This window comes from Bradyrhizobium sp. 23AC (genome assembly GCF_054863025.1).
This window is the reverse complement of record NZ_JAVAYN010000019.1, coordinates 90298-112438: the sequence shown is the minus strand read 5'-3', so window position 1 is coordinate 112438 and position 22141 is coordinate 90298. Positions and strand designations below refer to the sequence as shown.

General features: G+C 64.6%; 23 protein-coding genes. 7 read left to right on the top strand and 16 right to left on the bottom strand.

Annotated elements, in window-relative coordinates; translation table 11 throughout:
- Positions 1–10: 10 nt before the first annotated feature.
- On the top strand, positions 11–1168 hold the full coding sequence (locus RAD10_RS32665; RefSeq protein WP_461620679.1) for an MFS transporter: 1158 nt from the start codon (positions 11–13) through the stop codon (positions 1166–1168).
- Between the two features lie 31 nt (positions 1169–1199).
- The gene (locus tag RAD10_RS32660) at positions 1200–1391 is read left to right on the top strand and encodes a hypothetical protein (protein ID WP_461620633.1); all 192 of its coding nucleotides are present in this window, start codon (positions 1200–1202) and stop codon (positions 1389–1391) included.
- A 5-nt stretch (positions 1392–1396) separates the two neighbouring features.
- Here the strand turns inward: RAD10_RS32660 and RAD10_RS32655 are convergent, their stop codons facing one another.
- Both RAD10_RS32655 and dmeF read right to left on the bottom strand, forming a co-directional pair.
- A complete protein-coding gene (locus RAD10_RS32655) occupies positions 1397–2227 on the bottom strand; it encodes an N-acyl homoserine lactonase family protein (protein ID WP_461620632.1) in 831 nt (276 codons plus the stop codon).
- 81 nt (positions 2228–2308) lie between these two features.
- On the bottom strand, positions 2309–3280 hold the full coding sequence (dmeF, locus tag RAD10_RS32650) for a CDF family Co(II)/Ni(II) efflux transporter DmeF (protein WP_461620631.1): 972 nt from the start codon (positions 3278–3280) through the stop codon (positions 2309–2311).
- Between the two features lie 191 nt (positions 3281–3471).
- Between dmeF and RAD10_RS32645 the strand changes: the two genes are divergently transcribed.
- On the top strand, positions 3472–4290 hold the full coding sequence (locus tag RAD10_RS32645) for a chromate resistance protein ChrB domain-containing protein (protein ID WP_461620630.1): 819 nt from the start codon (positions 3472–3474) through the stop codon (positions 4288–4290).
- Entirely contained in the window at positions 4290–5675 is a 1386-nt protein-coding gene (gene chrA, locus RAD10_RS32640) for a chromate efflux transporter (RefSeq protein ID WP_461620629.1), read from the top strand. Before RAD10_RS32645 ends, chrA begins: the two co-directional genes overlap by 1 nt.
- A gap of 155 nt (positions 5676–5830) precedes the next feature.
- Here chrA and RAD10_RS32635 read toward each other — a convergent pair whose 3' ends face one another.
- Positions 5831–6058 carry a hypothetical protein gene (locus RAD10_RS32635; RefSeq protein WP_026202141.1) on the bottom strand — a complete coding sequence of 76 codons (228 nt, stop codon included), beginning with the start codon at positions 6056–6058 and terminating at the stop codon, positions 5831–5833.
- A gap of 177 nt (positions 6059–6235) precedes the next feature.
- The gene (locus RAD10_RS32630) at positions 6236–6430 is read right to left on the bottom strand and encodes a hypothetical protein (RefSeq protein WP_461620628.1); all 195 of its coding nucleotides are present in this window, start codon (positions 6428–6430) and stop codon (positions 6236–6238) included.
- A gap of 188 nt (positions 6431–6618) precedes the next feature.
- Between RAD10_RS32630 and RAD10_RS32625 the strand changes: the two genes are divergently transcribed.
- The 3 genes from RAD10_RS32625 (at position 6619) to RAD10_RS32615 (ending at position 7910) form a co-directional block, all read left to right on the top strand.
- Entirely contained in the window at positions 6619–6999 is a 381-nt protein-coding gene (locus RAD10_RS32625; protein WP_461620627.1) for a dodecin family protein, read from the top strand.
- 171 nt (positions 7000–7170) lie between these two features.
- Complete coding sequence (locus RAD10_RS32620) at positions 7171–7482, top strand: hypothetical protein (RefSeq protein ID WP_461620626.1); 312 nt, start codon at positions 7171–7173, stop codon at positions 7480–7482.
- A 209-nt stretch (positions 7483–7691) separates the two neighbouring features.
- Positions 7692–7910 carry a hypothetical protein gene (locus RAD10_RS32615; RefSeq protein ID WP_212244940.1) on the top strand — a complete coding sequence of 73 codons (219 nt, stop codon included), beginning with the start codon at positions 7692–7694 and terminating at the stop codon, positions 7908–7910.
- A 234-nt stretch (positions 7911–8144) separates the two neighbouring features.
- Here RAD10_RS32615 and RAD10_RS32610 read toward each other — a convergent pair whose 3' ends face one another.
- The 12 genes from RAD10_RS32610 to RAD10_RS32555 all read right to left on the bottom strand — a co-directional run bounded on the left by RAD10_RS32610 (position 8145) and on the right by RAD10_RS32555 (position 22114).
- Positions 8145–8750, bottom strand: coding sequence for a hypothetical protein (locus tag RAD10_RS32610; protein ID WP_461620625.1), 606 nt, complete (start codon positions 8748–8750; stop codon positions 8145–8147).
- 1256 nt (positions 8751–10006) lie between these two features.
- Complete coding sequence (locus tag RAD10_RS32605) at positions 10007–11551, bottom strand: GMC family oxidoreductase (RefSeq protein ID WP_461620624.1); 1545 nt, start codon at positions 11549–11551, stop codon at positions 10007–10009.
- Between the two features lie 255 nt (positions 11552–11806).
- Positions 11807–14065: a DNA topoisomerase IV subunit A gene (gene parC / locus RAD10_RS32600; RefSeq protein ID WP_461620623.1), complete on the bottom strand. Its 2259-nt coding sequence runs from the start codon at positions 14063–14065 to the stop codon at positions 11807–11809.
- Positions 14066–14125: 60 nt separating this feature from the next.
- Positions 14126–14413 (bottom strand): hypothetical protein, encoded by a 288-nt coding sequence (locus RAD10_RS32595; RefSeq protein WP_018320016.1) that lies wholly within the window; start codon positions 14411–14413, stop codon positions 14126–14128.
- Between the two features lie 97 nt (positions 14414–14510).
- Positions 14511–15263, bottom strand: coding sequence for a DNA repair protein RecO (recO, locus tag RAD10_RS32590; protein WP_461620622.1), 753 nt, complete (start codon positions 15261–15263; stop codon positions 14511–14513).
- Between the two features lie 136 nt (positions 15264–15399).
- Positions 15400–15780, bottom strand: a complete 381-nt coding sequence (locus RAD10_RS32585) for a hypothetical protein (protein ID WP_028144377.1) — start codon at positions 15778–15780, stop codon at positions 15400–15402.
- A 21-nt stretch (positions 15781–15801) separates the two neighbouring features.
- Positions 15802–16728, bottom strand: a complete 927-nt coding sequence (era, locus tag RAD10_RS32580; protein WP_092257556.1) for a GTPase Era — start codon at positions 16726–16728, stop codon at positions 15802–15804.
- The gene (gene rnc / locus RAD10_RS32575) at positions 16718–17539 is read right to left on the bottom strand and encodes a ribonuclease III (RefSeq protein WP_461620621.1); all 822 of its coding nucleotides are present in this window, start codon (positions 17537–17539) and stop codon (positions 16718–16720) included. The genes era and rnc overlap by 11 nt, the downstream gene beginning before the upstream one ends.
- A complete protein-coding gene (gene lepB / locus RAD10_RS32570) occupies positions 17536–18300 on the bottom strand; it encodes a signal peptidase I (protein WP_018320011.1) in 765 nt (254 codons plus the stop codon). Before lepB ends, rnc begins: the two co-directional genes overlap by 4 nt.
- Before the next feature lie 249 nt (positions 18301–18549).
- Positions 18550–18969, bottom strand: coding sequence for a holo-ACP synthase (acpS, locus tag RAD10_RS32565; protein WP_461620620.1), 420 nt, complete (start codon positions 18967–18969; stop codon positions 18550–18552).
- Positions 18966–19718 (bottom strand): pyridoxine 5'-phosphate synthase, encoded by a 753-nt coding sequence (locus RAD10_RS32560; RefSeq protein WP_461620619.1) that lies wholly within the window; start codon positions 19716–19718, stop codon positions 18966–18968. Before RAD10_RS32560 ends, acpS begins: the two co-directional genes overlap by 4 nt.
- A gap of 110 nt (positions 19719–19828) precedes the next feature.
- On the bottom strand, positions 19829–22114 hold the full coding sequence (locus RAD10_RS32555) for a RelA/SpoT family protein (protein ID WP_461620618.1): 2286 nt from the start codon (positions 22112–22114) through the stop codon (positions 19829–19831).
- Positions 22115–22141: the final 27 nt, after the last annotated feature.

Genomic DNA, 22141 nt, shown 5'->3' with positions numbered 1-22141 from the left:
ATACAAGAATATGAGCCAGCGCCAGCTTCCGATCATCCTGGCGCTCGGCACCACGCAGACCCTGGCCTGGGCGTCCAGCTATTATCTGCCGGCGCTGATCGCCGATCCCATGGCGCGCGACCTCGGCGTCTCCTCCAACTGGATCTTTGGCGCGTTCTCGGCCTCGCTGGTGATCTCGGCGATGCTCGGCCCGCGCATCGGGCGGCAGATCGATCTCGTCGGCGGCCGGCAGGTTCTGTCGGCCTCGAACCTGACGATTGCCGCCGGCCTTGCGCTGCTTGGCTTCGCGCATTCCGTCCCGGTGATGGTGTTCGCCTGGCTCGTGCTCGGCATCGGCATGGCGATGGGGCTCTACGACGCCGCCTTCGCCGCGCTGGGGCGCATCTACGGCACCGAGGCGCGCAGGCCCATCACGGGCATCACGCTGATGGCGGGCTTTGCCTCCACCGTCGGCTGGCCGCTCACGGCCTGGGGCCTGTCGCATATCGGCTGGCGCGAGACCTGCTTTGCCTGGGCGGCCGCCAACATCCTGATCGGCCTGCCGCTCAATTTCTTCGTGCTGCCGACGATCAAGGGCGCCAGGCAGGCGGCGGCGACGGCGGAGAAGCCGCATTTGCCGCTCGACCGCACCATGGTCCTGCTCGCCTTCATCTTCGCGGCGGTGTGGACCGTCACCGGCGCGATGGCCGCGCATTTCCCGCGCATCCTTGAGACGACAGGCGCAACGCCGGTCGAGGCGATCGCGGCCGGCGCGCTGATCGGCCCGGCGCAGGTCGGCGCGCGCATCCTGGAGGCCGGCTTCCTCAGCCGCTTCCATCCGCTGTGGTCGACCCGGCTCGCCTGCCTCACCCACCCGATCGGCGCGGTGATCGTGGCGATCTTCGGCGGCGCCGCGGCGAGCGCATTCGCGCTGTTCCACGGCTCGGGCAACGGGATCTTGACGATCGCGCGCGGTACGCTGCCGCTGTCGATCTTCGGCCCGAAGGATTTCGGCTACCGTCTCGGCATCATCGGCGCCCCGGCGCGCATGGCGCAGGCGGTGGCGCCGCTGGCCTTCGGCCTGCTGATCGACGTCATGGGCGCCAAGGTGCTGATCGTCTCCTCCGCGCTCAGCCTGTCGGCACTGGCGGCGTTGTTCCTGATCCGCACCAAGCCGCGGCCGGATTGACCATGCCCGAGGTTTCGCGCACAAGCGGGCCATGACCGAGGACGCTGGCCCGCCCCGCACATTCAAAAGCCTCCTGCGCTGGGCCACCACCCCGCCGCAGGCCTGGGGCGTCTATCTCCTCGCCGTCCTCTTGGTCTGGTTGGTCTCGTTCTACGCCGGCACGCTGAAGCCGAAGAAGGCGCCGGACGCGAGCCCGCCCACAGTGACGGCACCAAAAAGCTAGGCGGGCTAATCGTAAAACTCCGGCGCCAGCTTCTGGCTGTCGCGCTGGGCCTTGTCGTGGTTGATCCAGAGCTGCGCTTTCTCCTTGGCCAGCGTGTCGGCGATCTTCTGCATCGAGGCCGCGCTCTGGTCCTTGTTGGCGTTCATGCTTGGGACGCGGCGGTTGTCCCAATTGTCCTTGAAGTGGACGGCATCGCCCGACAGCACCACCGCGCCGGTCTTCGGCAGTTTCACCAGCAGCGACTGATGCCCCGGCGTGTGGCCGGGCGTGGACAGGATGGTCACGCTGCCGTCGCCGAAGACGTCCTTGTCGCCGTTAAGCAGCTCGACCGGGTGCGAGGGCTTGAAGCGCGGCTCGTTGTTGGCGCCGGGCCAATCATACTCTGCCTTCTGCACGTAGAGCGTCGTCTGCGGGAACAGCTCGACATTGCCGGTGTGGTCGGGATGCGTGTGCGAGACCGCCATCGCCTTGACGTCATCGGGCTTCAGCCCAAGCTGCTCGAGCTGGGCGGCAAGCGTCTTCGGCCGGCGCCAGGTGACAGCCTTGGGATCGGCGGGCACAAGACCATTCGGCATGCTTGCGACGGAATCCGCGATGCCGGTGTCCCACAGGAACCAGCCCTTGCTGTGCTTGACGAGATAGCAGGTGTCGACGAAGTCCATCGTCTTGCCCTCGTTCAGGCCGGGCGTCCAGCGCGAGATATCACCTGCGGTGCCCTCGCCGCAGTTGAGCACATAGAGCTTCTCGACGCCGGCCTTTTCCGATTGCGCCAGCGCCGCGGGGCCGGACAAAGCGAGTGCAGCGATGGCGACAGCGAACGTGATCCTGGGCATCATTGTTCCTCCGGTACAGCCATGCGGGCTGCGACCGAGGATCAACCCCGGCCGCGTCGCAGAATTCCGCTCGCGCGGTTCACATCAATGCGGGCATGTCTCGACCTCGACCGTGACGTGGCTGAGGCCCTTCAATCCCGCGAGCCGCCGCTTGTAGACCGCCGGCTGCTTCGGCTTGTCGGACACCACCGAGAGCAGGACGGCGCAATGGCCGGGGCCGACTTGCCAGAGATGCAGGTCGGTGACGCGATCCTCACCAACCTCCATGCGCGCCCGGATCACCCGCTCCAGCTTCTCGTCGGCGCGCACGTCGAGCAGCACCGCGCCTGACGTCTTGATCAGGCCGAACGCCCAGCTCGCGATCACCACGCTGCCGATCAGGCCGACCGCCGGATCGGCCCAGACCCATCCCGAATACATGGCGACGGCAAGAGCCGCGATCGCCAGCACCGAGGTCGCGGCATCGGCCATGACATGGACATAGGCCGCGCGAAGATTGTTGTCGTGATGATGGTGATGATCATGATCATGGTCGTGATCGTCCTGGACGTCATGTGCATGGCTGTGGCCGTGATCATGGCCGTGGTGGTGATGATCGTGGCTGTCGCGCAGCAGCCACGCGCTGGCGAGATTGACGCACAGCCCGAGGGCTGCCACCGCGATCGCCTCGCCATAGACGATCGGCACCGGATTGATCAGCCGCAGCACGCTCTCATAGGCGATTTCGACCGCGATCAGGCCGAGGATGACCGCGCTGGCGAAGGCGGCGAGATCGCCGAACTTGCCGGTGCCGAAGGTGAAATGCGCATTCCCCAGGTGCCGCCGCGCGAATCGATAGGCGAAGGCGGCGATCCCGAGCGCGGCGGCATGCGTGCCCATGTGCCAGCCGTCGGCCAGCAGCGCCATCGAGCCGAACAGCGAGCCGGCCACGATCTCCCCGACCATCATGACCAGCGTCAGGACGACCACGAACCAGGTGCGCCGCTCGTTCTCGTCGTGCTTCTGGCCGAGGAAGGCGTGGTCGTGGGTCCATTGTTCGATGGAATGGGAATGCATCGAATTCTCCAGGAGATTCAGCTCTGGCGGACAGTATAGTCGCCGCGCATCACTTTTCGAAGGTCCAATCATCCCGCGGATTGACAGTGCTTCTTAGTTTCGCTGTAATCCGCGCCATGGGGATTTGAGCGATCTCCCCACGAGGCGACATGCCCAAGTATCGCGTCCCCCGATTTTTGCGAGGACGCATCATGTCTACGTTCACGACCATATCATCTGACAAATTGGTACGGCTGATCGGCACGGCGAACGGCCCTGCCCTGATCGATGTGCGCACCGACGAGGATTTTGCCGCCGACCGGCGGCTGATCCCCGGCTCCATCAAGCTCAGCCACGACAATGTGACGGACTGGGGCGGCGACTTCGCCGGCCGCCGGGCCGTCGTCTCGTGCTTCCGCGGTGAGAAGCTCGCGCAGGGCACGGCGGCCTGGCTCCGCCAGCTCGGCGTGGAGGCCGAGACGCTCGAGGGCGGCTTCGAGGGCTGGAAGGCGGCCAAGCTGCCGCTGGTCGACGCCCGCAAGCTGCCGCCGCGCGATGCCAAGGGGCGCACCGTCTGGGTCACGCGGGCCCGACCGAAGGTCGACCGCATCGCCTGTCCCTGGCTGATCCGCCGCTTCGTCGATCCCAATGCGGTGTTCCTGTATGTGGCGCCGTCCGAGGTGGTCGCCGTCGGCGAGCGATTCAATGCCGCCCCCTTCGACATCGAGAACGTGTTCTGGAGCCACCGCGGCGAGCTCTGTACCTTCGACGTGATGATCGAGGAGTTCGGCATTGCGACGCCGCCTCTGCTGCGGCTGGCCACGCTGGTGCGCGGCGCCGACACCGCGCGGCCCGACCTCGCGCCGGAGGCGCCCGGCCTGCTCGCGGCCTCGCTCGGGCTGTCGCGGATGTATGACGACGACCTCGCGCAGCTCGAGGCCGGCATGACGCTGTACGACGCCTTCTACCGCTGGTGCCGTGATGCCACCACCGAGACCCACAACTGGCCGACCAACAAGGTGAAGGCTTAATGGACACCCGTAACGTTCAAGCTGGAGCTGATGCCGGTCACGGCATCAGCTTCGGTGAAGCCTTTCGCGTCTGGCTCCGCGTCGCCTGCCTGAGCTTCGGCGGGCCCGCGGGCCAGATCGCGGTGATGCACCGCATCCTGGTCGAGGAGAAGAAATGGATCTCCGAAGGCCGCTTCCTGCATGCGCTGAACTATTGCATGCTGCTGCCGGGCCCCGAGGCCCAGCAGCTCGCGACCTATGTCGGCTGGCTGATGCATCGCACCGCCGGCGGACTGATGGCGGGCGGCCTGTTCATCCTGCCCGGCATCATCGCCATCATGGGCCTCAGCTACATCTACGCCGTCTACGGCAATGTCAGCTTCGTTGAGGCGCTGTTCTTCGGGCTGAAGGCCGCCGTGCTCGCCATCGTCGTCGAGGCCGTGGTCCGCGTCGGCAAGCGCGCGCTGAAGAACCGCATCATGATCGCGCTGGCGGCAATCGCCTTCGTCGCGATCTTCTTCTTCGCCGTCCCCTTCCCGATCATCATCATCGCCGCCGGCCTCATCGGCTATGCCGGCGCGCGGAGCGGCCGTCCTGAGTTCGCCCCCGCCGGTCACGGCCATGGCGACAGCACGGCATTGATCGACAGCATGCTCGGCGAATCCGTGCCCGATCACGTGCGTCCTAGCACAGGGCGTGCGATCCGCGTCGGCGCTTTGTGGCTGGCACTCTGGCTCGTGCCGGTAATCGTGTTGCTGCTCGCGCTCGGGCAAGGCAACGTGTTCAGCCAGATCGCGCTGTTCTTCTCCAAAATGTCGCTGGTGACTTTCGGCGGCGCTTATGCCGTGCTGGCCTATGTCGCCCAGCAGGCGGTCGAGCATTATCACTGGCTGAAGCCGCACGAGATGCTCGACGGCCTCGGCATGGCCGAGACCACGCCGGGCCCGCTGATCATGGTCCTCCAGTTCGTGGGCTTCATGGCCGCGTTCCGCGATCCGGGCGGCCTGTCACCGTTGCTCGCGGCGACGTATGGCGGACTGCTCGCGACCTGGGTCACCTTCACGCCCTGCTTCCTCTGGATCTTCGTCGGAGCGCCCTATATCGAACGTCTGCGCGGCAACACGGGATTGGCCGGCGCGCTCAGCGCAATCACCGCCGCCGTCGTCGGCGTGATCCTCAACCTCTCGATCTGGTTCGCGCTGCACACGCTGTTCCGCGAGACGGTGCCGGTGCACGCGTTTCCGCTGGATTTCGACAGGCCGGTGCTGACGAGCGTCGATATCCCCGCGCTGGTGCTGTCAATCGCGGCAGCAACTGCGATCTTCCGGTTCAAGCTGGGGATGCTGACCGTGCTGGCGGGCTCATGCGCGGCCGGGGTGGCGCTGCGGATGGCGGGGGTGATTTGAGGCACGTACTCGTCGGTTCGTTGTGTCCGGTTTGCGGTTGGAAGGCGACGTCGAAGCCGACGGAGCTGCATGGTGGCTTTGGACCAGGAAGAGACACGGCTCCAGCACATTGGCGCGGCCAGATAACCGGCGACGCCCGAGACATTCGTTTCAGCTCAGATGGCAGCTCCGGCCAGCAAAAAAGTGCCGCCAAGTGCGACCATCACAAGTCCAGGCCAGTTCGATTTGATGCCGAAGCCGCCACCTGGCCTTTCAGGCTCCAGCGTGTCACGCCCGGAGCGAAGCCACCTTCCACCGCTGAATCGGCCTCGCCAGATGGGCTGAAACGCCATCTGGAGTATGCCGCCGAAAACAAGCAGCACACCAAGCCATATGAGGGTCATGCTCACCTCCTCTACCCGTGAACGCCGATAGTGCTGCGCCGAAACTTTGGTCCATTCAGCGTCTATCCGCGGCTCTCGGAATCAGACCGACCTTGAAAGCCGCCGGACGCACCAGCGCGCCGCACGCAGGCTGGGGATCGCCCTCACCGAAGCTCAGGCTACCTCCAAGCATCCCGGTTAGTCTTCGTCCGGCTCGCGCACGACCGGCGATTCGTCGGTTTGGTTCTCCTCCTCGTCTTGCTCCTCGTCCTCATCCTCTTCGTCGTCATCTTCTCCGTCGTCATCAGGATCTCGAGGCGGCATCGTGTTGCCCATAACCGCGAAGACATGCCATTCGATCCTGGCGGGAACCTGCTCGGGGAGTAGGGTCATGTTGTTGCTCCTCGGATGTGTGCCCTGGGGCACTTTACCCCTTTTTCGGCGAGGCAGGTGACCGAGATGGTCGCGTGCGAGCCAGAGCTTCCTTCCAGAGCTTGCGCGCCAACCGGATCGTGTTGCCTTCCGGTCCGGGGCAGACTGAAAAGAGACAGCCAAGCGGACGCTTTTTTCGTCGATCCGCCATGAGCGGACATGATGGCGCAGGTCCGCAGTTCATTCGGAGCCAAGAGCCGCCCTTCCGTCAGATGCAGTTTGTCCCTTCTCGGCTCCGGGGGCATCCCCGAAACGGTATCAGCGTCGAGATCCTGATGCTAGATTTCCTGGGTCATACCGAACAGGAGGACGACATGCCTGATAGCGTCTACAAGGTCATAGAACTGGTCGGTACCAGCAGCGACTCGTGGGAGAAGGCGGCCGCCAATGCGGTCGAGCAAGCTGCGAAATCTCTCCGGGATCTTCGCGTTGCAGAGGTCATCAAGCTCGATATGCAACTGGATGAGAACGGAAAAGTTGAGGCCTATCGCGCCAAGCTCAGCGTGTCGTTCAAGTTCGAGGGCTCCTGAGCCTCAGCACCTCGGCCCCCACTTGCGGGGCGAGGGTGGCTCATTGGAAAAGCGCGTTGCGCGGTCCGCCCAACCGGGCGGTGTGACCCATCCCGGAGTAGGCCCTAGTCCGACTGCGGCCGATGTGCTTTGATGCGTGGGGGCGTGTGGCGCGCGGCGCGTGGTGGCCCCATGTACATGGTCATTCGCAAGTACACCAAGGTTCGTTCGGTAGCGGACGCTGCTCGCCGCGCCAAGAGCGGCGTCGGCGAGATCCTAAGGCAATCGCACGGATTCAAATCTTACTATGTGCTGGATGCGGGCGACGGTCTTGGTATCGCTGTGATGATATTTGACGACCGCGAAAGCGCCACTGCAGCAAATGCCAAGATACTGGCGTTTGTTCAAGCAAGTCTACCTGACCTCGATCTTGGAGTTCCCGAAATCACGACCGGCGAGGTTTTGGTGCACATAGAGCCTAATGGGTCCTCGGGCATAAAGTAGCCGTCAACGCCGCCAGTTGCGTGGGAGCGCCGCCCACTTGCTGATGTCGTCGAATTTCGGACTCGCGCCTTGTAGCGAACGGAAGGCGTCCCATTCATCCGCCCATGGTCATCGCACAGAGTGATCCCATGGCGGTCTGATCGCGTACCGTCCGATCCTCAAGTGCGCTACCTGGTTGGGTAGCAGAATGGCCGCAGGAGAAGCCGATCATGACTGACGATCAGGTCAATCTCGTCGTTCAGCACCTTTGCGAGCAATTGCACCTTGCGCTCCGATTGAAGAACAGCGAGGCACATCCACCAAATGCCAAGGATATTGGATTTGATGCTGCCTCTGTCAGAACTGTATTGCTGACCGGGTTGCGTTCGGCGGATGTCACGATCCGCCACGAGGCAGCCGGGACGAGCGAAGAGCCGCCGTGGTCCTGAACGCAAAACGAGGGACAGAAGCCCAGCGCCAATGTCTCAGTTGGGGTCAAAATGCGAAGAACTCGGGGGTGAGCAAATCCAGTCCGCAATCCCTCACGGAGCGGACGTCAATCCGAGAGGGCGTCACTGCGCAGATGGGCCAAAAGCGGACCTTGGCGGCGCCGAAGTGGCGTCTGCTTTATGATCGAGAGACAACGTCTCTTTTAGCGCCAGATTGAGCGGATAGCAGCCACTTCAATTCGTCGTGGTCTTGCTGGCGCGCATGGACACGAGCTTTTCCTCACGAAATCGGAGAATGAGCCATGCGGTCTCCTCGAAACCGTCGGCGAGCTTTCCGTGGTGAGAATACACCATCTGAGCAGCTTGCGACTTCGACGGCGGTCCCAGCGCCTTGACGACCTCCAAACGCGGCATACCTAAATGCAACTTGCCGTCGAAGACGAGGGGCGCGAACTTTTCCGGGATGATGGCGCAATCGGTCGAGGTCTCGGTGTCTTTCTCGGCGAGCTCTTCAACGATCTCTGTGACGAGATGGTCCGGGCCGCCTATCTCTCCGCTGGACACGACCCATAATCGATGCTGTGCGCGCCGATAACACAGCCAATAGATGCTATCTCCAGCGTCGCCCTGGTGTTGGATGGTCCCTTCGCCCACGGCTTCGCGAACCGCGTCGAGCCGCGTCTCCTCGAAGCGGCCGGCGAATGCGCCTAGCGAAAAGCGGGTCGCCAATCTCTTCACGACTGTCGGCCGCACACGCTCGAACGCATGTTCGCTGACCGGGGGTGGAGGTGTCTGCGCGGAGCAGTCGTCCGCGGGAATCGCGAAAAGGAGAAGCAGCAAGAAGAGCGTCTTTCGACCATCAACTCCGAATTGCCTTACATTGAAGGTTGAGCGCTTCTGCATAGCTCAATTGCTCATCATTTTGGCTCAAAGCTTTCTTCACTCGCCCGATCGCTTCTGAGGCGTCGGCAGCGGCCGGGGATAGCCTATCGCTATTTCCCCGAACCCGCTTCCGACCCTTGGTCGGGGTCACAATTCAAATGGTTCATACACGAACCCGGTCAGCTTCCGATCCGGGTCACAAGCCGTCGATGGCGACCAAGCGGAACGACTTCCGCTTTGCCCTTAGAAGCTGTCATTCGCGAACACCCGTCCTCAAAAACGCTCGTCGCAGCGCGCCCGTCGGGCAAAACAGCCGACCAATTCCGCTTCGTCGCCTGTCAAGCCCCGCCCCGCAAAATATTCCACTTTACCGAAATTCGGATTTGTCGTACACACCGGTCACCTTGGCCCGAGACGAGGGGCGGATCGCGATCGTCACGAACCGCGGGCTGGGCAGCGATGGACGCGACGGCGTCGGGCACGATGGGCATTGCAGGGCGGCTTCAGCCGTGAGCAATGGCCTTCCGCGCGAACGACACGACGCTGAGCGTCTTCGCATGGCTTCGGGGGCGAGCACACGCTACCCCTCGGATTCCCAGCGAGGACGTGCGCGGACGGAGAAGTCGTGTGGTCCCGACGCCCGGGGTCTGTGCGTCAAGTCTTGCGGTGATGTGGCGGCCGACCGGCACGCGCATCGATTATCCGCAAGGCGACGGGGGCAATAGTGCAACGCTCCCCGAGGAGAGCACGAAGGACACCGTTAAAACCATTCGCGCAGGGAAGGCCGGGCGACCGGCAACACCTGTGGTCCACCCCGTGTGCATTTCTGCCGCGCACGGATCTCGGGTGCCGCCGGCGCCCGGCCTTCCCTGCGCCCTCGTCTTTTTCGAGGGTGGCACATGAAGCAAAACTCGGGCGAGACGCGCCGCGGGAAGGCGAACGTACGTCTGCTGTTTGAAATATGAATTGGAGCGCGATGGCCTCCCCGCTTGCTCCGTCATGGCGAGGAGCTTGCGACGAAGCGATCCAGTGTCCCTCCGCAGAAATATTCTGGATTGCTTCGCTGCGCTCGCAATGACGACGTGGAAGCGGCCCCGGTGTCATCGCCCGGCTTGACCGGGCGATCCAGTACTCCGAGACGGATATTGTTGGATCGATAGGCCGCGGCGTACTGGATGCCCCGGTCAAGCCGGGGCACGACACCCTCGTTGTGGCTACTTCATCATCATCCGCGCGATCGCTTCCCCAATCACCACCGTGGTGAAATGCGTGTTGGCGCGGCAGTCGGACGGCATGATCGAGGCGTCGGCGACGCGCAAGCCCGCGATGCCCTTCACCCCGCCGTCAGGATCGACCACGCCGTCGGCATCCCCGGCGCCGCTCATGCGGCAGCTGCCGGCGGCGTGCTGGATGTCGCCGGTCTCACGGCGCAGCACCGCATCGAGTTCGTGATCCGGCAGCGCGGCTGCCTGCGGCAGCGTCAGATCGGTGTCGGCGAGCCGGATCCAGTCCGCGATGCCTGACAGCGCCGGCCGGGATGTGATCACAGCGAGCCGTCTCACCGCATCCATCATGCGCAGCATGTCGCGGGGATCGGCCAGCATGTTCTCCTCGACGACGGGATCGATCGCGGGGTCGGTCGAGGCCAGCTTCAGCGTGCCGCGCGAATAGGCGTTGAACAGGCCCGCGCCGATCGCCCCGGGATTGCCGATGCCGCGGTGATTGAAGGCGATCAGGATCATGTCGCGCTTGCCGCCCTCGGCAAGCCTCGAGGAATAGGTCACGCAGCAATTGGTGTGACGGGTGTCGCGGTCGGTGGGACGCAGCTCCTCGCGAAGCTGAATCGTGGTGCGAAACAGCGGGTGATCGAAGTAGTGGCGGCCGACCGGCAGGTCGCGCGCGACGCCAATTCCCATCGCCTTCAATTCCTCGGCCGGGCCGACGCCCGAGCGCAACAGGATCGCCGGACTGTGGATGGCGCCGGCGCACAGCACGATCTGCCGCGCGCTGATCTCGTGAGTGCCCTGGCCTTCGACATGAACACGGACGCCGGTTGCCCTTCCGTCGCTGATCAGGACACGATCGACCAGCGCATGGCCGCGGATCTCCAGATTGGCGCGCCCGCGCGCCGGCTCGAGATAACCCTCATTGGTGCTGATGCGGCGGCTGTCGCGGCTGTTGATGGGATAGCAGGCGACGCCCTCGCCATCCGAGCCGTTGAGGTCGGCGCACCAGGGATAGCCGCTCGCGAGCGCCGCATCGCGCAAGCCCCGATCGATCGGTCCCCAAGTCTCCGGCGGCGCGCGATAGACCGGAAGCGGCCCGCCGCGGCCGTGGCCCTCGGCATCGCCGAACTCCAAATCGTCCTCGATCACGGAGAATAGCGGCATCACCTCCCTGGCCGACCAGCCGGTGCAGCCATGGGCGGCCCATTCGTCGAACGCATCGGCAACGCCGCGGATCGCGATCTGGCCGTTCATCATCGAGGAGCCGCCGAGCCCCTTGCCGCGCCAGTAGAAGCGCGCCTCCTGCCCGGCAACGCGCCGCGACAACAGATCAGGCCACTGCCATTTCTCCTGGTACTCGCGCTTGTGGATGATCGGGATCGGATTCGGCGTCCGCACCTCCCAGGGCGCCTCATCGGCGCGCCAGTCGCGGCCGGCTTCGAGCAGCAGCACGCGCCGCGCGGGATCCTCGGACAGCCGCGCCGCAACAGCCGCGCCAGCCGAGCCGCCGCCGACAACAATGACATCGTACATCGCGTTATTTCTCAACGTTCGAAAAGACAGGGATGGACCGATGATATCAGCAGGACGTCAATTGGACAGTGGCGCTTTCGCCGCGCGCAATGACGATGTGGAGGCAGCTGCTCGCTACACCCTCGCTGTCATCGCCCGGTTCGACCGGGCGATCCAGTATTCCAGAGACAGGCGACGTATACCGAGAAGCCGCGGCGTACTGGATGCCCCGGTCAAGCCGGGACACGACACCGGTGGTGTAGCGGGAGCCCGCCCCTACCCGATCACCTTGCCGAACTTGTTCGACTTCGGGAAACCCTTCGGCGGCAGGCGGCCGGCGTCGGCGCGGGTGCCTTGCCACTCCGCCAGCTCCTTCATGGTCGCGGAGAATTCGCGGCCCGCGGAGTCCTTCCAGGTTAGGCCCGCCTTGGCCTCGAACACGGCAACGTCGGAGAGATCGCCGTCCTTGTACTTCTGCAGCCGCACGCCGCGACCACGTGCCATCTCGGGCACCTGGTCGAGCGGGAAGATCAGCATCTTGCGGTTCTCGCCGATGACCGCGACGGTGTCGCCCAGCACTTCGGTCACCACGCGTGCCTCGTTCGGCATGTCGACGTTGAGGACCTGCTTGCCCTTCTTGGTGGTGCCGACGCAATCGTCCTCGTTGACGACGAAGCCCTGGCCCTCACTGCTCGCGACCAGGAATTTGCGTCCGCCCTTGTTGACGAACAGCGCGACGGGCGCCGCCTCCTGCTCGAGGTCGATGAACAGGCGGATCGGCTCGCCGTGGCCGCGGCCGCCCGGCAACTTCGCGACATCGAGCGAGTAGAATTTGCCGTTGGTGGCGAACAGCAGCAGCTTCGAGGTCGTCTCGGCGAAAAACGCAAAGCCGAGCTTGTCGTCCTGCTTGAAGGCGAGCCCCGAGAGATCCTCGACATGGCCCTTCATGGTGCGGATCCAACCCTTGTCGGAGACGACGACCGTCACCGGCTCGCGTTCGACGAGAGCCTCCTCCATCGCGGCGAGATCGTGCTCGGGCGCGTCGGCAAAAGTGGTGCGGCGCTTGCCGAGCGGCGTCTTCGGTCCGAACATGTCGCGGACCTTGCCGACCTGCTCGCCGACCTTCTTCCACTGCTCGGCTTCCGAGGCGAGCACCGCGTTGATGCCCTTGAGCTCGGCACGGAGGTTCTTGTCCTCGGTGCGGATCTCCATCTCCTCGAGCTTGCGCAAGGAGCGCAGGCGCATGTTGAGGATGGCTTCGGCCTGCACCTCGGTGAGCTTGAACTCCTTCATCAACGCCGGCTTCGGCTCATCCTCGGTGCGGATGATCTTGATGACCTTGTCGATGTTCAGATAGGCGATCAGGAAGCCGCCGAGGACTTCGAGCCGGTGCTCGATCTGCGCCTTGCGGTAGTTGCTGCGGCGGATCAGGACGTCGCGCAGATGGTCGAGCCATTCGCGCAGACACTCCGCAAGACCCACCACCTTGGGCACGCGGCCCTTGATCAGCACGTTGAGGTTCAGCGGAATCTTGTTTTCGAGCTCGGTGAGACGGAACAGCGATTCCATCATCAGCGCGGGATCGACGTTCTTCGATTTCGGCTCGATGACGATGCGGACGTCTTCGGCCGATTCGTCCCTGATGTCGCCGACCAGCGGCAGCTTCTTCTGGTCGAGCAGCTCGGCGACCTTCTCGATCAGCCGCGACTTCTGCACCAGGAAGGGAATCTCGGTGACGACGACGACCCAGGCGCCTCGCGCGCCCTCCTCCTGCTCCCATCGCGCGCGAACGCGGAACGAGCCGCGGCCGGTGGTGTAGGCTTCGGCGATGGCCTGCTTGGAATCGACGCAGATGCCGCCGGTCGGGAAATCGGGCCCCTTGACCCACCGCATCAGCGCCTTGGACTTGGCGTCGGGCTTCTCGATCAGGTGCAGCGCGGCTTCGCAAAGCTCGGCCGCGTTGTGCGGCGGAATCGAGGTCGCCATGCCGACCGCGATGCCCTGCGCGCCGTTGGCCAGCAGGTTCGGGAAGCCGCCGGGCAGCACGACCGGCTCCTTCGACTGGCCGTCATAATTGGCGCGGAACTCGACGCCGTCCTCGTCGATGCCGTCGAGCAGAAGCCGCGCGACGTCGGTCATGCGCGCTTCGGTGTAGCGGTAGGCGGCGGGATTATCGCCGTCGATGTTGCCGAAATTGCCCTGGCCGTCGACCAGCGGATAGCGCGAGGAGAAATCCTGCGCGAGGCGGACCATGGCGTCGTAGATCGCCTGGTCGCCGTGGGGATGGAACGAGCCCATCACGTCGCCGACGATTTTTGCGGATTTCTTGAAGGCCGTGCCGGGGTCGAGCCTGAGCAGGCGCATTCCGTAGAGGATGCGCCGGTGAACCGGCTTCAGGCCGTCGCGCGCGTCGGGCAGCGCGCGATGCATGATGGTGGAGAGCGCATAAGCGAGATAGCGCTCTTCGAGCGCTTCACGCAGCGGCACTTCGTGGATTTCGGCCGGCTCTTGCGGCGGAATCAATCGTTTTCCCATGCCGCCCGGTTAAACCGTGGAAGCGAATCGGGCAAGGATGGATTGGTTCCCTGTGGGCGGCTAATGCCCCGCCCAGCCGGCTGTCACGGTCTGGGTCTGGGTCCCACCAGGCGTTTGGGCCGGCGCCGGCACGTTGGTCAGACACCGCCGGGCGGCCTCGATTTCGGCCTCCGTCGCTCCCTTCGACCGCGCCCATGTCTCTGCGGCCGCAGCAGAATATTTCGCCACATAATACCGGACGACCGTGCAGGACGCCCGGCGAAACACGCCGGGTTGCGGCTCGCCGGCCATTGCATCAGGCGCAAACGTGAGCAGCGCCGCGGACAAGGCGAATCCTCTGATCAACATTTAGGCTGTCCCCGCTATGGAACCTGAGGAAGCGAACGCAATCAGCCCTACTTGGTTCCCCCCGGAACTCCAAATCCAAAGCAGGGTCCCGCTCAGCTCATGGCGCGGGAATCGCCGCCTTCGCCTGCTGCCGGATCAAGGCGTTGATGAAGCCCGCGCGCGCGTCGGAATGGCTCTGCCCGCGCGGCTCCAGCACATGGCGCAGCAGGAACAGGCCGGTGAGCCGAAAGCCGTCCTGGAGATCCTGCTCGGTGAGATCGCTTGCGGTTTCGCCCTGGCGCAGGAACGGCGGCAAGCGCAACAGGCGGTCGCGCCACGGCTCGCCCGCGCCGCGCGACACCGCGCCGCCGGATTTCGGCGAGACGTAGATCAGATCGGTGGTCTCGCCCGTGACCGCGCAATTCTCCAGCGCCAGCCCGAAGCCGAGCTCGGCGAGCATCGCCAGCTCGAAATGGATGAGATGCACGGCCGCACCACCGATATCCTCGAAATCGTCGAGCGAATGTTCGAGCAGCGCGAAGATCTCCTCATGCGGATCGCGCTCCGGCAAGAGGCGCGCAATCGAGGCAAGATGGGTGACGCCGTAGACGCCATGGGATGAACCGAGCAACGTGGCCGCGCGCAGCTTCAATCCCTCGATGGCGTAGGTGCCGAGATGCTCGTCGAGCCGTGCTCGCCATACCGCGCTGACGCTGTTCCCCGGCTGCAGCAAGGGCCGCATCCGCGAGCCGGCGCCGCCGCGCACGAGGCCGAGGTGGCGGCCGTGCCCGCGCGTCAAGAGCTCGACGATGGCGCTGGATTCGCCATGCCGCCGCACGCCCAGCACGATGCCTTCGTCGGTCCATTCCATGGAATGAAGTGTAGCCGATTTCGAGCTGTCGTAGGGTGGCAAAGCGAAGCGTGCCCACCAATTTGATCGACGGCGCGATGGTGAGCACGGCGCGCAAGGGCGCGCCTTTGCCCACCCTACGGCACTGCGCGTAACCTCACGCGTTGAACCAGCCCTGCGCGTCGCCGCTGAAGGAGAAATACAGGCCTGCCGTCGTCAGCGCGCAAGAGACGATCTCGATGGCGCTGTCGAGCTCCATCCCCTTCTCCCCGATGATCTGGCCGAGCGAGATCACCGACAGCACGAGGGCCGCCGCCAGCACCCAGCGCGGCCAGTTCTTGCGCCAATGCGCGGCGAGCCAGACGAAGTAGACCAGGAGCAAGATCATGCCGCCGGCGAGCAAGGTCCCCGTCATGATCATCTGCTCGGTCACCTCGGCACTGGGCGTGCGGTCCTGGACCGCAACGGACAAGGCGTCCAGCATCAACGACGCATAGAGCAGCGCTTCGAAGCGCCGGACATTGCTGGGCACGCTCATCGGATACCGATCTTTTCTTGGTTATTCTCTCGGAAAGTCCAGGCCCATCTCGCGGTAGCGATCGGGATCGTCGCCCCAGTTCTCGCGCACTTTGACGAACAGGAACAGGTGGACCGGCACGTCCAGGATCTGCATCAGTTCCTTGCGCGAGTCCGCGCCGATCGACTTGATGGTGGCGCCGCCCTTGCCGAGCACGATCTTGCGCTGGCTCTCGCGCTCGACGAAGATCGTCTGCTCGATGCGCACCGACTTGTCCTTGCGCTCCTCCCACTTGTCGGTCTCGACCGTGGACTGGTAGGGCAATTCCTGGTGCAGCTTCTGATAGATTTTCTCGCGCGTGATCTCGGCCGCCAGCTGCCGCATCGGCGCGTCCGACATCTGGTCCTCGGGATAGAGGAACGGACCCGGCGGCACCATCTCGGAGAGAGTCTTGCGGATATCGTCGACACCGTCGCCCGAGATCGCCGCGATCATGAAGGTCCGCGCGAACTTCATGCGCTCGTTGGCGGCCTGCGCCAGCGCCAGCAATTTCTCGCGCTGGACCAGATCGACCTTGTTGATGACAAGTATCTTCTCGTGATTGACGCTGGCCGCCTTGGTGAGGATCGCCTCGGCTTCCTCGTCGATCCCGGTCTTGGCGTCGAGCAGCACGCAGACGAGATCGGCGTCATGCGCCCCGCTCCAGGCGGTCGAAACCATGGCACGGTCGAGCCGGCGCTTCGGCAGGAAGATACCGGGCGTGTCGACCAGAATGATCTGCGCGTTGTTCTCGATGACGATGCCGCGGATCAGCGCGCGCGTGGTCTGCACCTTGCGCGAGACGATCGTGACCTTGGCGCCAACCAGCGCGTTGACCAGCGTGGACTTGCCGACATTCGGCGCGCCGATCAGCGCAACGAAGCCGCAGCGCGTGGCAGTGGGCGCCTCGCCGCTTGTTTCAGCCGTCATTGCCGCCGCCAACGCCTTCACGTTCGATCATCACTGAAGCTGCTACTTTCTCTGCCGCCCGCTTGCTGCCGCCGATGCCCTCGGCCGGCGCGAGCCCCGGCAGGTCCACCGCGACGCGGAATTGCGGATCGTGGTGCGGGCCGGTGCGCTCGACCTCGCGGTAAACCGGCGTCGGCAGCCCTTTGCCCTGCGCCCATTCCTGCAGCACGGTCTTGGGATCGCGCAAGGGACGGCGCGGCTTGTGCATGCGTTCGGTCCAGTTGCGCTTGACGAACTCGGCCGCCGCCGCGTAGCCGCCGTCGAGGAAGACGGCGCCGATCACGGCCTCGCAGATGTCGCCGAGGATGGACTTGCGCAGGCGCGCGTCGGCGCTGGAGCCGACCGAGCCGAGCTTGATGTCGTCGAGCAGTCCGAGCGACTTGGCGACGTCGGCGCAGCTTTCCTTGCGCACGAGTTCGGCAAGACGCTTGGACAGCTCGCCCTCATCGGCGTTCGGGAACGCATGATAGAGCATGTCGGAGACGACCAGCCCGAGCACGTGGTCGCCGAGGAATTCCAGGCGCTGGTAGCTGTCGCCGCGCTTGCGCCCGGACTTCAGCGCCGAGACATGCGTGATCGCCTGCATCAGCATATTCGGGTCGGCGAAGCTGTGGCCGATGCGTGCCTCGAGCGCCGCGTTGGCATCGTTGCCCTTGGCCTTGCTGCTCCGCGTCCGCTTCTTCTTTGCAGGCGTCTTCGCTGCAGCTTCGCTCTCAGGAGCGGCTTGCGCCTCGGTCGGTTGGATCGCGATGTCCTTGGCTTCGTCTTTCATCGGACGATTTTGAAGAATCGATTCCAGCGCACCGCCCACGGCCAGCGCCAGAACATCCAGGCATGCTCGCCTTCGGCGATGGAGAAGAAGATCATCTGGGCGCGGCCGATCAAATTCTCCTGCGGAACATAGCCGACCTGGCCGAGGAAGCGGCTATCGGTGGAATTGTCGCGGTTGTCGCCCATCATGAAGAAATGGCCGGCTGGCACGGTGTAGACATTAGTGTTGTCCACGTAGCCGTTATCGGCGCAATCGAGCGTCTCATAGGACACCCCGTTCGGCAGCGTTTCCTTCCAGCGCTTCACGCGGGAGATGCCGCCACCTTCCGAGCCGCAGGGCTCCTCGCCGACATATTCGCTCATCCGCTGCCGCTCGACCGGCGTGTCGTTGATGTAGAGCAGCCCGTCCCGCATCTGGATGCGGTCGCCGGGAAGGCCGATCACGCGCTTGATGTAATCGGTGGAATCGTCCTTCGGCAGGCGAAACACGACGATGTCGCCGCGGTTCGGATCCGAGCCCCAGATCCGCCCGGAGAACAGCGGCGGCGAGAACGGAATCGAATAATGGCTGTAGCCGTAGGAATATTTCGAGACGAACAGATAGTCGCCGACCAGCAGCGTCGCCTTCATCGAGCCGGACGGGATGTTGAACGGCTGGAACAGGAAGGTGCGGATCACCAGCGCGATCAGGAGAGCGTGGATCACGACCCGGATCGTTTCACCGACGCCGCTCTCAGTTTTCGTTCCTGAAGTCACGCTCATTGCTCTCTCAATTCCGCCCGGCGATCACAGAGCGCCCTCCTCCCGCGAACGGCCCACCGGTTCGCGGCGCAAGGAGATTGTCCTGATTCTGATAGTGAGGGCCAATTCCGGCGTAAAGCCGAATTCGCCCATGCTGATTTTGTGTCCGCGGACTTTTAGACGGTTGTCGGAGGCCACGCAATCAAGGATCGCGTCAAAACTCGATAAGATATTGATTTATAACACAAATCATAATATGGCCCGGGCCCCTCAGGGTTTCGGCAGCGGGACGGCCGAAATGATGACGAAGGCCTGCGCCAGCGGCCAGTCGTCGGTGATCGACAGGTCGATCCGCGCCTCGAACCCCTCCGGGGTCAGGGCCTGGAGCCGGGCCAGCGCCCCGCCGGTCAGTTGCATGGTCGGCCGCCCGCCCGGCAGGTTGACCACCCCCATGTCGCGCCACCACACGCCGCGCCGGATCCCGGTGCCGAGCGCCTTGGAGCAGGCCTCCTTGGCGGCGAAGCGCTTGGCGTAGGTCGCCACCACCATCTTCTCGTTCTTGGCCCGCCGCTCCGCCTTGGCCCGCTCGGCCGCGGTGAAGATGCGTTCCAGGAAGCGCTCGCCATGGCGCTCGATCACCTTGCCGACGCGGGTGATGTCGATCAGGTCGGAGCCGATGCCGATGATCATGCCCGACTCCGGCCGCGGTCCATCGCCGCGCGCATGCGGCGCACCGTCTCGGCAAGACCGACGAACAGCGCCTCGCCGATCATGTAGTAGCCGATGTTGAGCTCCATGATGTCAGGCAGGGCCGCAATCGTCTCTGCCGTCGCATAGTCGAGCCCGTGCCCGGCATGAACCTCCAGCCCGGCGGCCTTCGCCAGCTTGACGCCCGCCACGATCCGTTGCCATTCAGCCTCGGCCTTTTCGGTGTGGCCGTCGACCACGGCATCGCACCAGGCGCCGGTATGGATCTCGATCACCGGCGCGCGCAGCCGCGCCGCCATCTCGATCTGGGCGGGATCGGCGGCGATAAACAGGGAGACCCGAATGCCGGCATCGTTCAGCCGCGCGATGTAGGGCGCGAGCGCGTTGTGCTGGCCGACCACATCCAGCCCGCCTTCGGTGGTCACTTCCTGCCGGCGCTCCGGCACCAGGCACACCGCGTGCGGCTTGGTGGCGAGCGAGATGCGCATCATGTCGTCGGTCGCTGCCATCTCGAAATTGAGCGGCTTGGAGATCTCGGCCTTCAGCCGCGCCATGTCCTCATCGCGGATGTGGCGGCGATCCTCGCGCAAATGGGCGGTGATGCCGTCGGCGCCGGCTTCGATAGCCATCAGCGCCGCGCGCACCGGATCGGGATGGCGGCCGCCCCGCGCGTTACGCACGGTTGCGACGTGATCGATATTGACGCCGAGGCGAAGCGGAATTGCGGGCATTTCAGGACTCGCGAAGTGACATTTCCCAACTCGTCATGCGCGGGCTCGACCCACGCATCCATCTTCTTTGAAGAGATGGGTTGCCGGGTCAAGCCCGGCAACGACAAGCATCATCCATTAACACGTTCGACTTTGGCGACGACCGCCTTCGCGCGCAGCTGGGCCAGGATCGCGCTGAGGTGCTTCAAATCGTAGACTTCGAGATCGATCGTCGTCTCCGTGAAATCAGGCGAGCGGCGCTGCATGCTGATGTTGTCGATATTGCCGTCGTGCTCGGCGATCACGGTCGCGATCTGCGCCAGCGCACCGGGCTCGTTGACGTTCTCGACCTTGATGCGGGCGGGGAAGCGCTGCGGCGCGGAGTCCTCGATGTCCCAGCGGACGTCGAGCCAGCGCTCCGGCTCCTCCTCGAAATCCTTCAGGGCCGGCGCCTGGATCGGGTAGATCGTGATGCCCTCGCCCGGCGTGACGATGCCGACGATGCGATCGCCGGGCACGGCGCCGCCATTCGGTGCGAACTTGATCGGGAGGTCGGAATTGATGCCGCGGATCGGGATCGCGACGGGGCTGCGCGGCGGCTCCGACGACTTCTCCTTGAGCTTGGCGGCAAGCCCTTTCTTGACGCCGTAGCGCGCGATGCGCTCCTCCTTGTAGTCGGGGTACATCGCACGTGCGACGTGGGAGGCCTTGATCTCGCCGCGGCCCACCGCCGCCATGACGTCGTCGATCGAGGTGCGTGCGAGGCGCGGCAGCGCGCCCTTGAGCTTGTCGTCGGCATATTCGATCTTGGCGCGCTCGAACAGGCGCTCCACGATGCGCCGGCCGAGGCCGGCATATTGATCGCGCACTGCAGTCCGGGTGGCACGGCGGATCGCGGCGCGCGCCTTGCCGGTGACCGCAAGCGTCTCCCAGGCCGAGGGCGGCGCGGATTGCGCTTCCGAGGTCAGCACCTCGACCTCGTCGCCGTTCTGCAGCTCCGAGGACAGCGGCGCAAATTGGCCGTTGATCTTGCAGCCGACCGCGCTGTTGCCGACGTCAGTGTGCACGGCATAGGCGAAGTCGATCACGTTGGCATGGCGCGGCAGCGCGATCAGCTTGCCCTTCGGGGTGAAGCAGAACACCTGGTCGTGGAACAGTTCGAGCTTGGTGTGCTCGAGGAATTCCTCCGGGTTGGCGCTCTCCGAGAGGATGCCGATGGTGTGGCGCAGCCAGGCGAACGCATTGGACTCGCGCTTGAGGAATTCGGTCGGCGAGCCGACGCCCTCCTTGTAGAAGACGTGCGCGGCGATGCCGCGCTCGGCGATCTGGTCCATCGCCTCGGTGCGGATCTGCAACTCGACGCGCTGGTTACCGGGGCCGATCACCGTGGTGTGTATCGAGCGGTAGTCGTTCTGCTTCGGCGTCGAGATGTAGTCCTTGAAGCGTCCCGGCACGACCGGCCAGGTGGTGTGGACGATGCCGAGCGCGCGATAGCAGGCCTCGATGTCGTTGACGACGAGACGGAAGCCGAAGATGTCGGACAATTGCTCGAAGCCGACAGACTTGCGCTCCATCTTGGTCCAGATCGAGAACGGCTTCTTGCGGCGGCCATAGACCCGCGCGCCAAGGCCCCGGTGGCGCAGATTGTTGGAGAGCTGGTCCTCGATCTCGCCGATCAGATTGCGATTGCGTTCGGCGAGCGCGTCGAGGCGCTGCATCACCACCGAATAGGCCTCGGGATCGAGGGTGCGGAAGGACAGATCCTCCAGCTCCTCGCGCATTTCCTGCATGCCCATGCGGCCCGCCAGCGGCGCATAGATGTCGAGCGTCTCCTCGGCGATGCGCCTGCGCGACTCCGTCGGCACGAAATCCAGCGTGCGCATGTTGTGCAGGCGGTCGGCGAGCTTGACCAGGAGCACGCGGACATCGTCAGCAATGGCCAGCAACAATTTGCGCAGATTCTCGGCCTGCTTGGCCTCGCGCGACACCAGCTCGAGCCGCTTCAGCTTGGTCAGGCCCTCGACCAGCGCGCCGATCTCCGGCCCGAAAATCTGGTCGATCTCGGCCCGCGTCGCTTCGGTGTCCTCGATGGTGTCGTGGAGCAGCGCGGCCACGATGGTGGCGTCGTCGAGCTTGAGGTCGGTGAGAATCGCTGCCACTTCGAGCGGGTGCGAGAAATACGGATCGCCCGAGGCGCGGGTCTGCGAGCCATGCGCCTTCATGGCGTAGACATAGGCGCGGTTCAGCAGGTCTTCGTTGGTGTTGGGATTGTAGGACCTGACGCGCTCGACGAGGTCATATTGACGCATCATGCGCGCGCGCGGCTTGGCCGGGCGCGCGACCGGCGCAGTCGGGGCCACGGCAACCGATTCGGTTGCGGCCTGCATCTGCGTGGATCTGCGGCGCCGATATACCATCCCGTCCTGCCTTCAAACGAGCCCGAG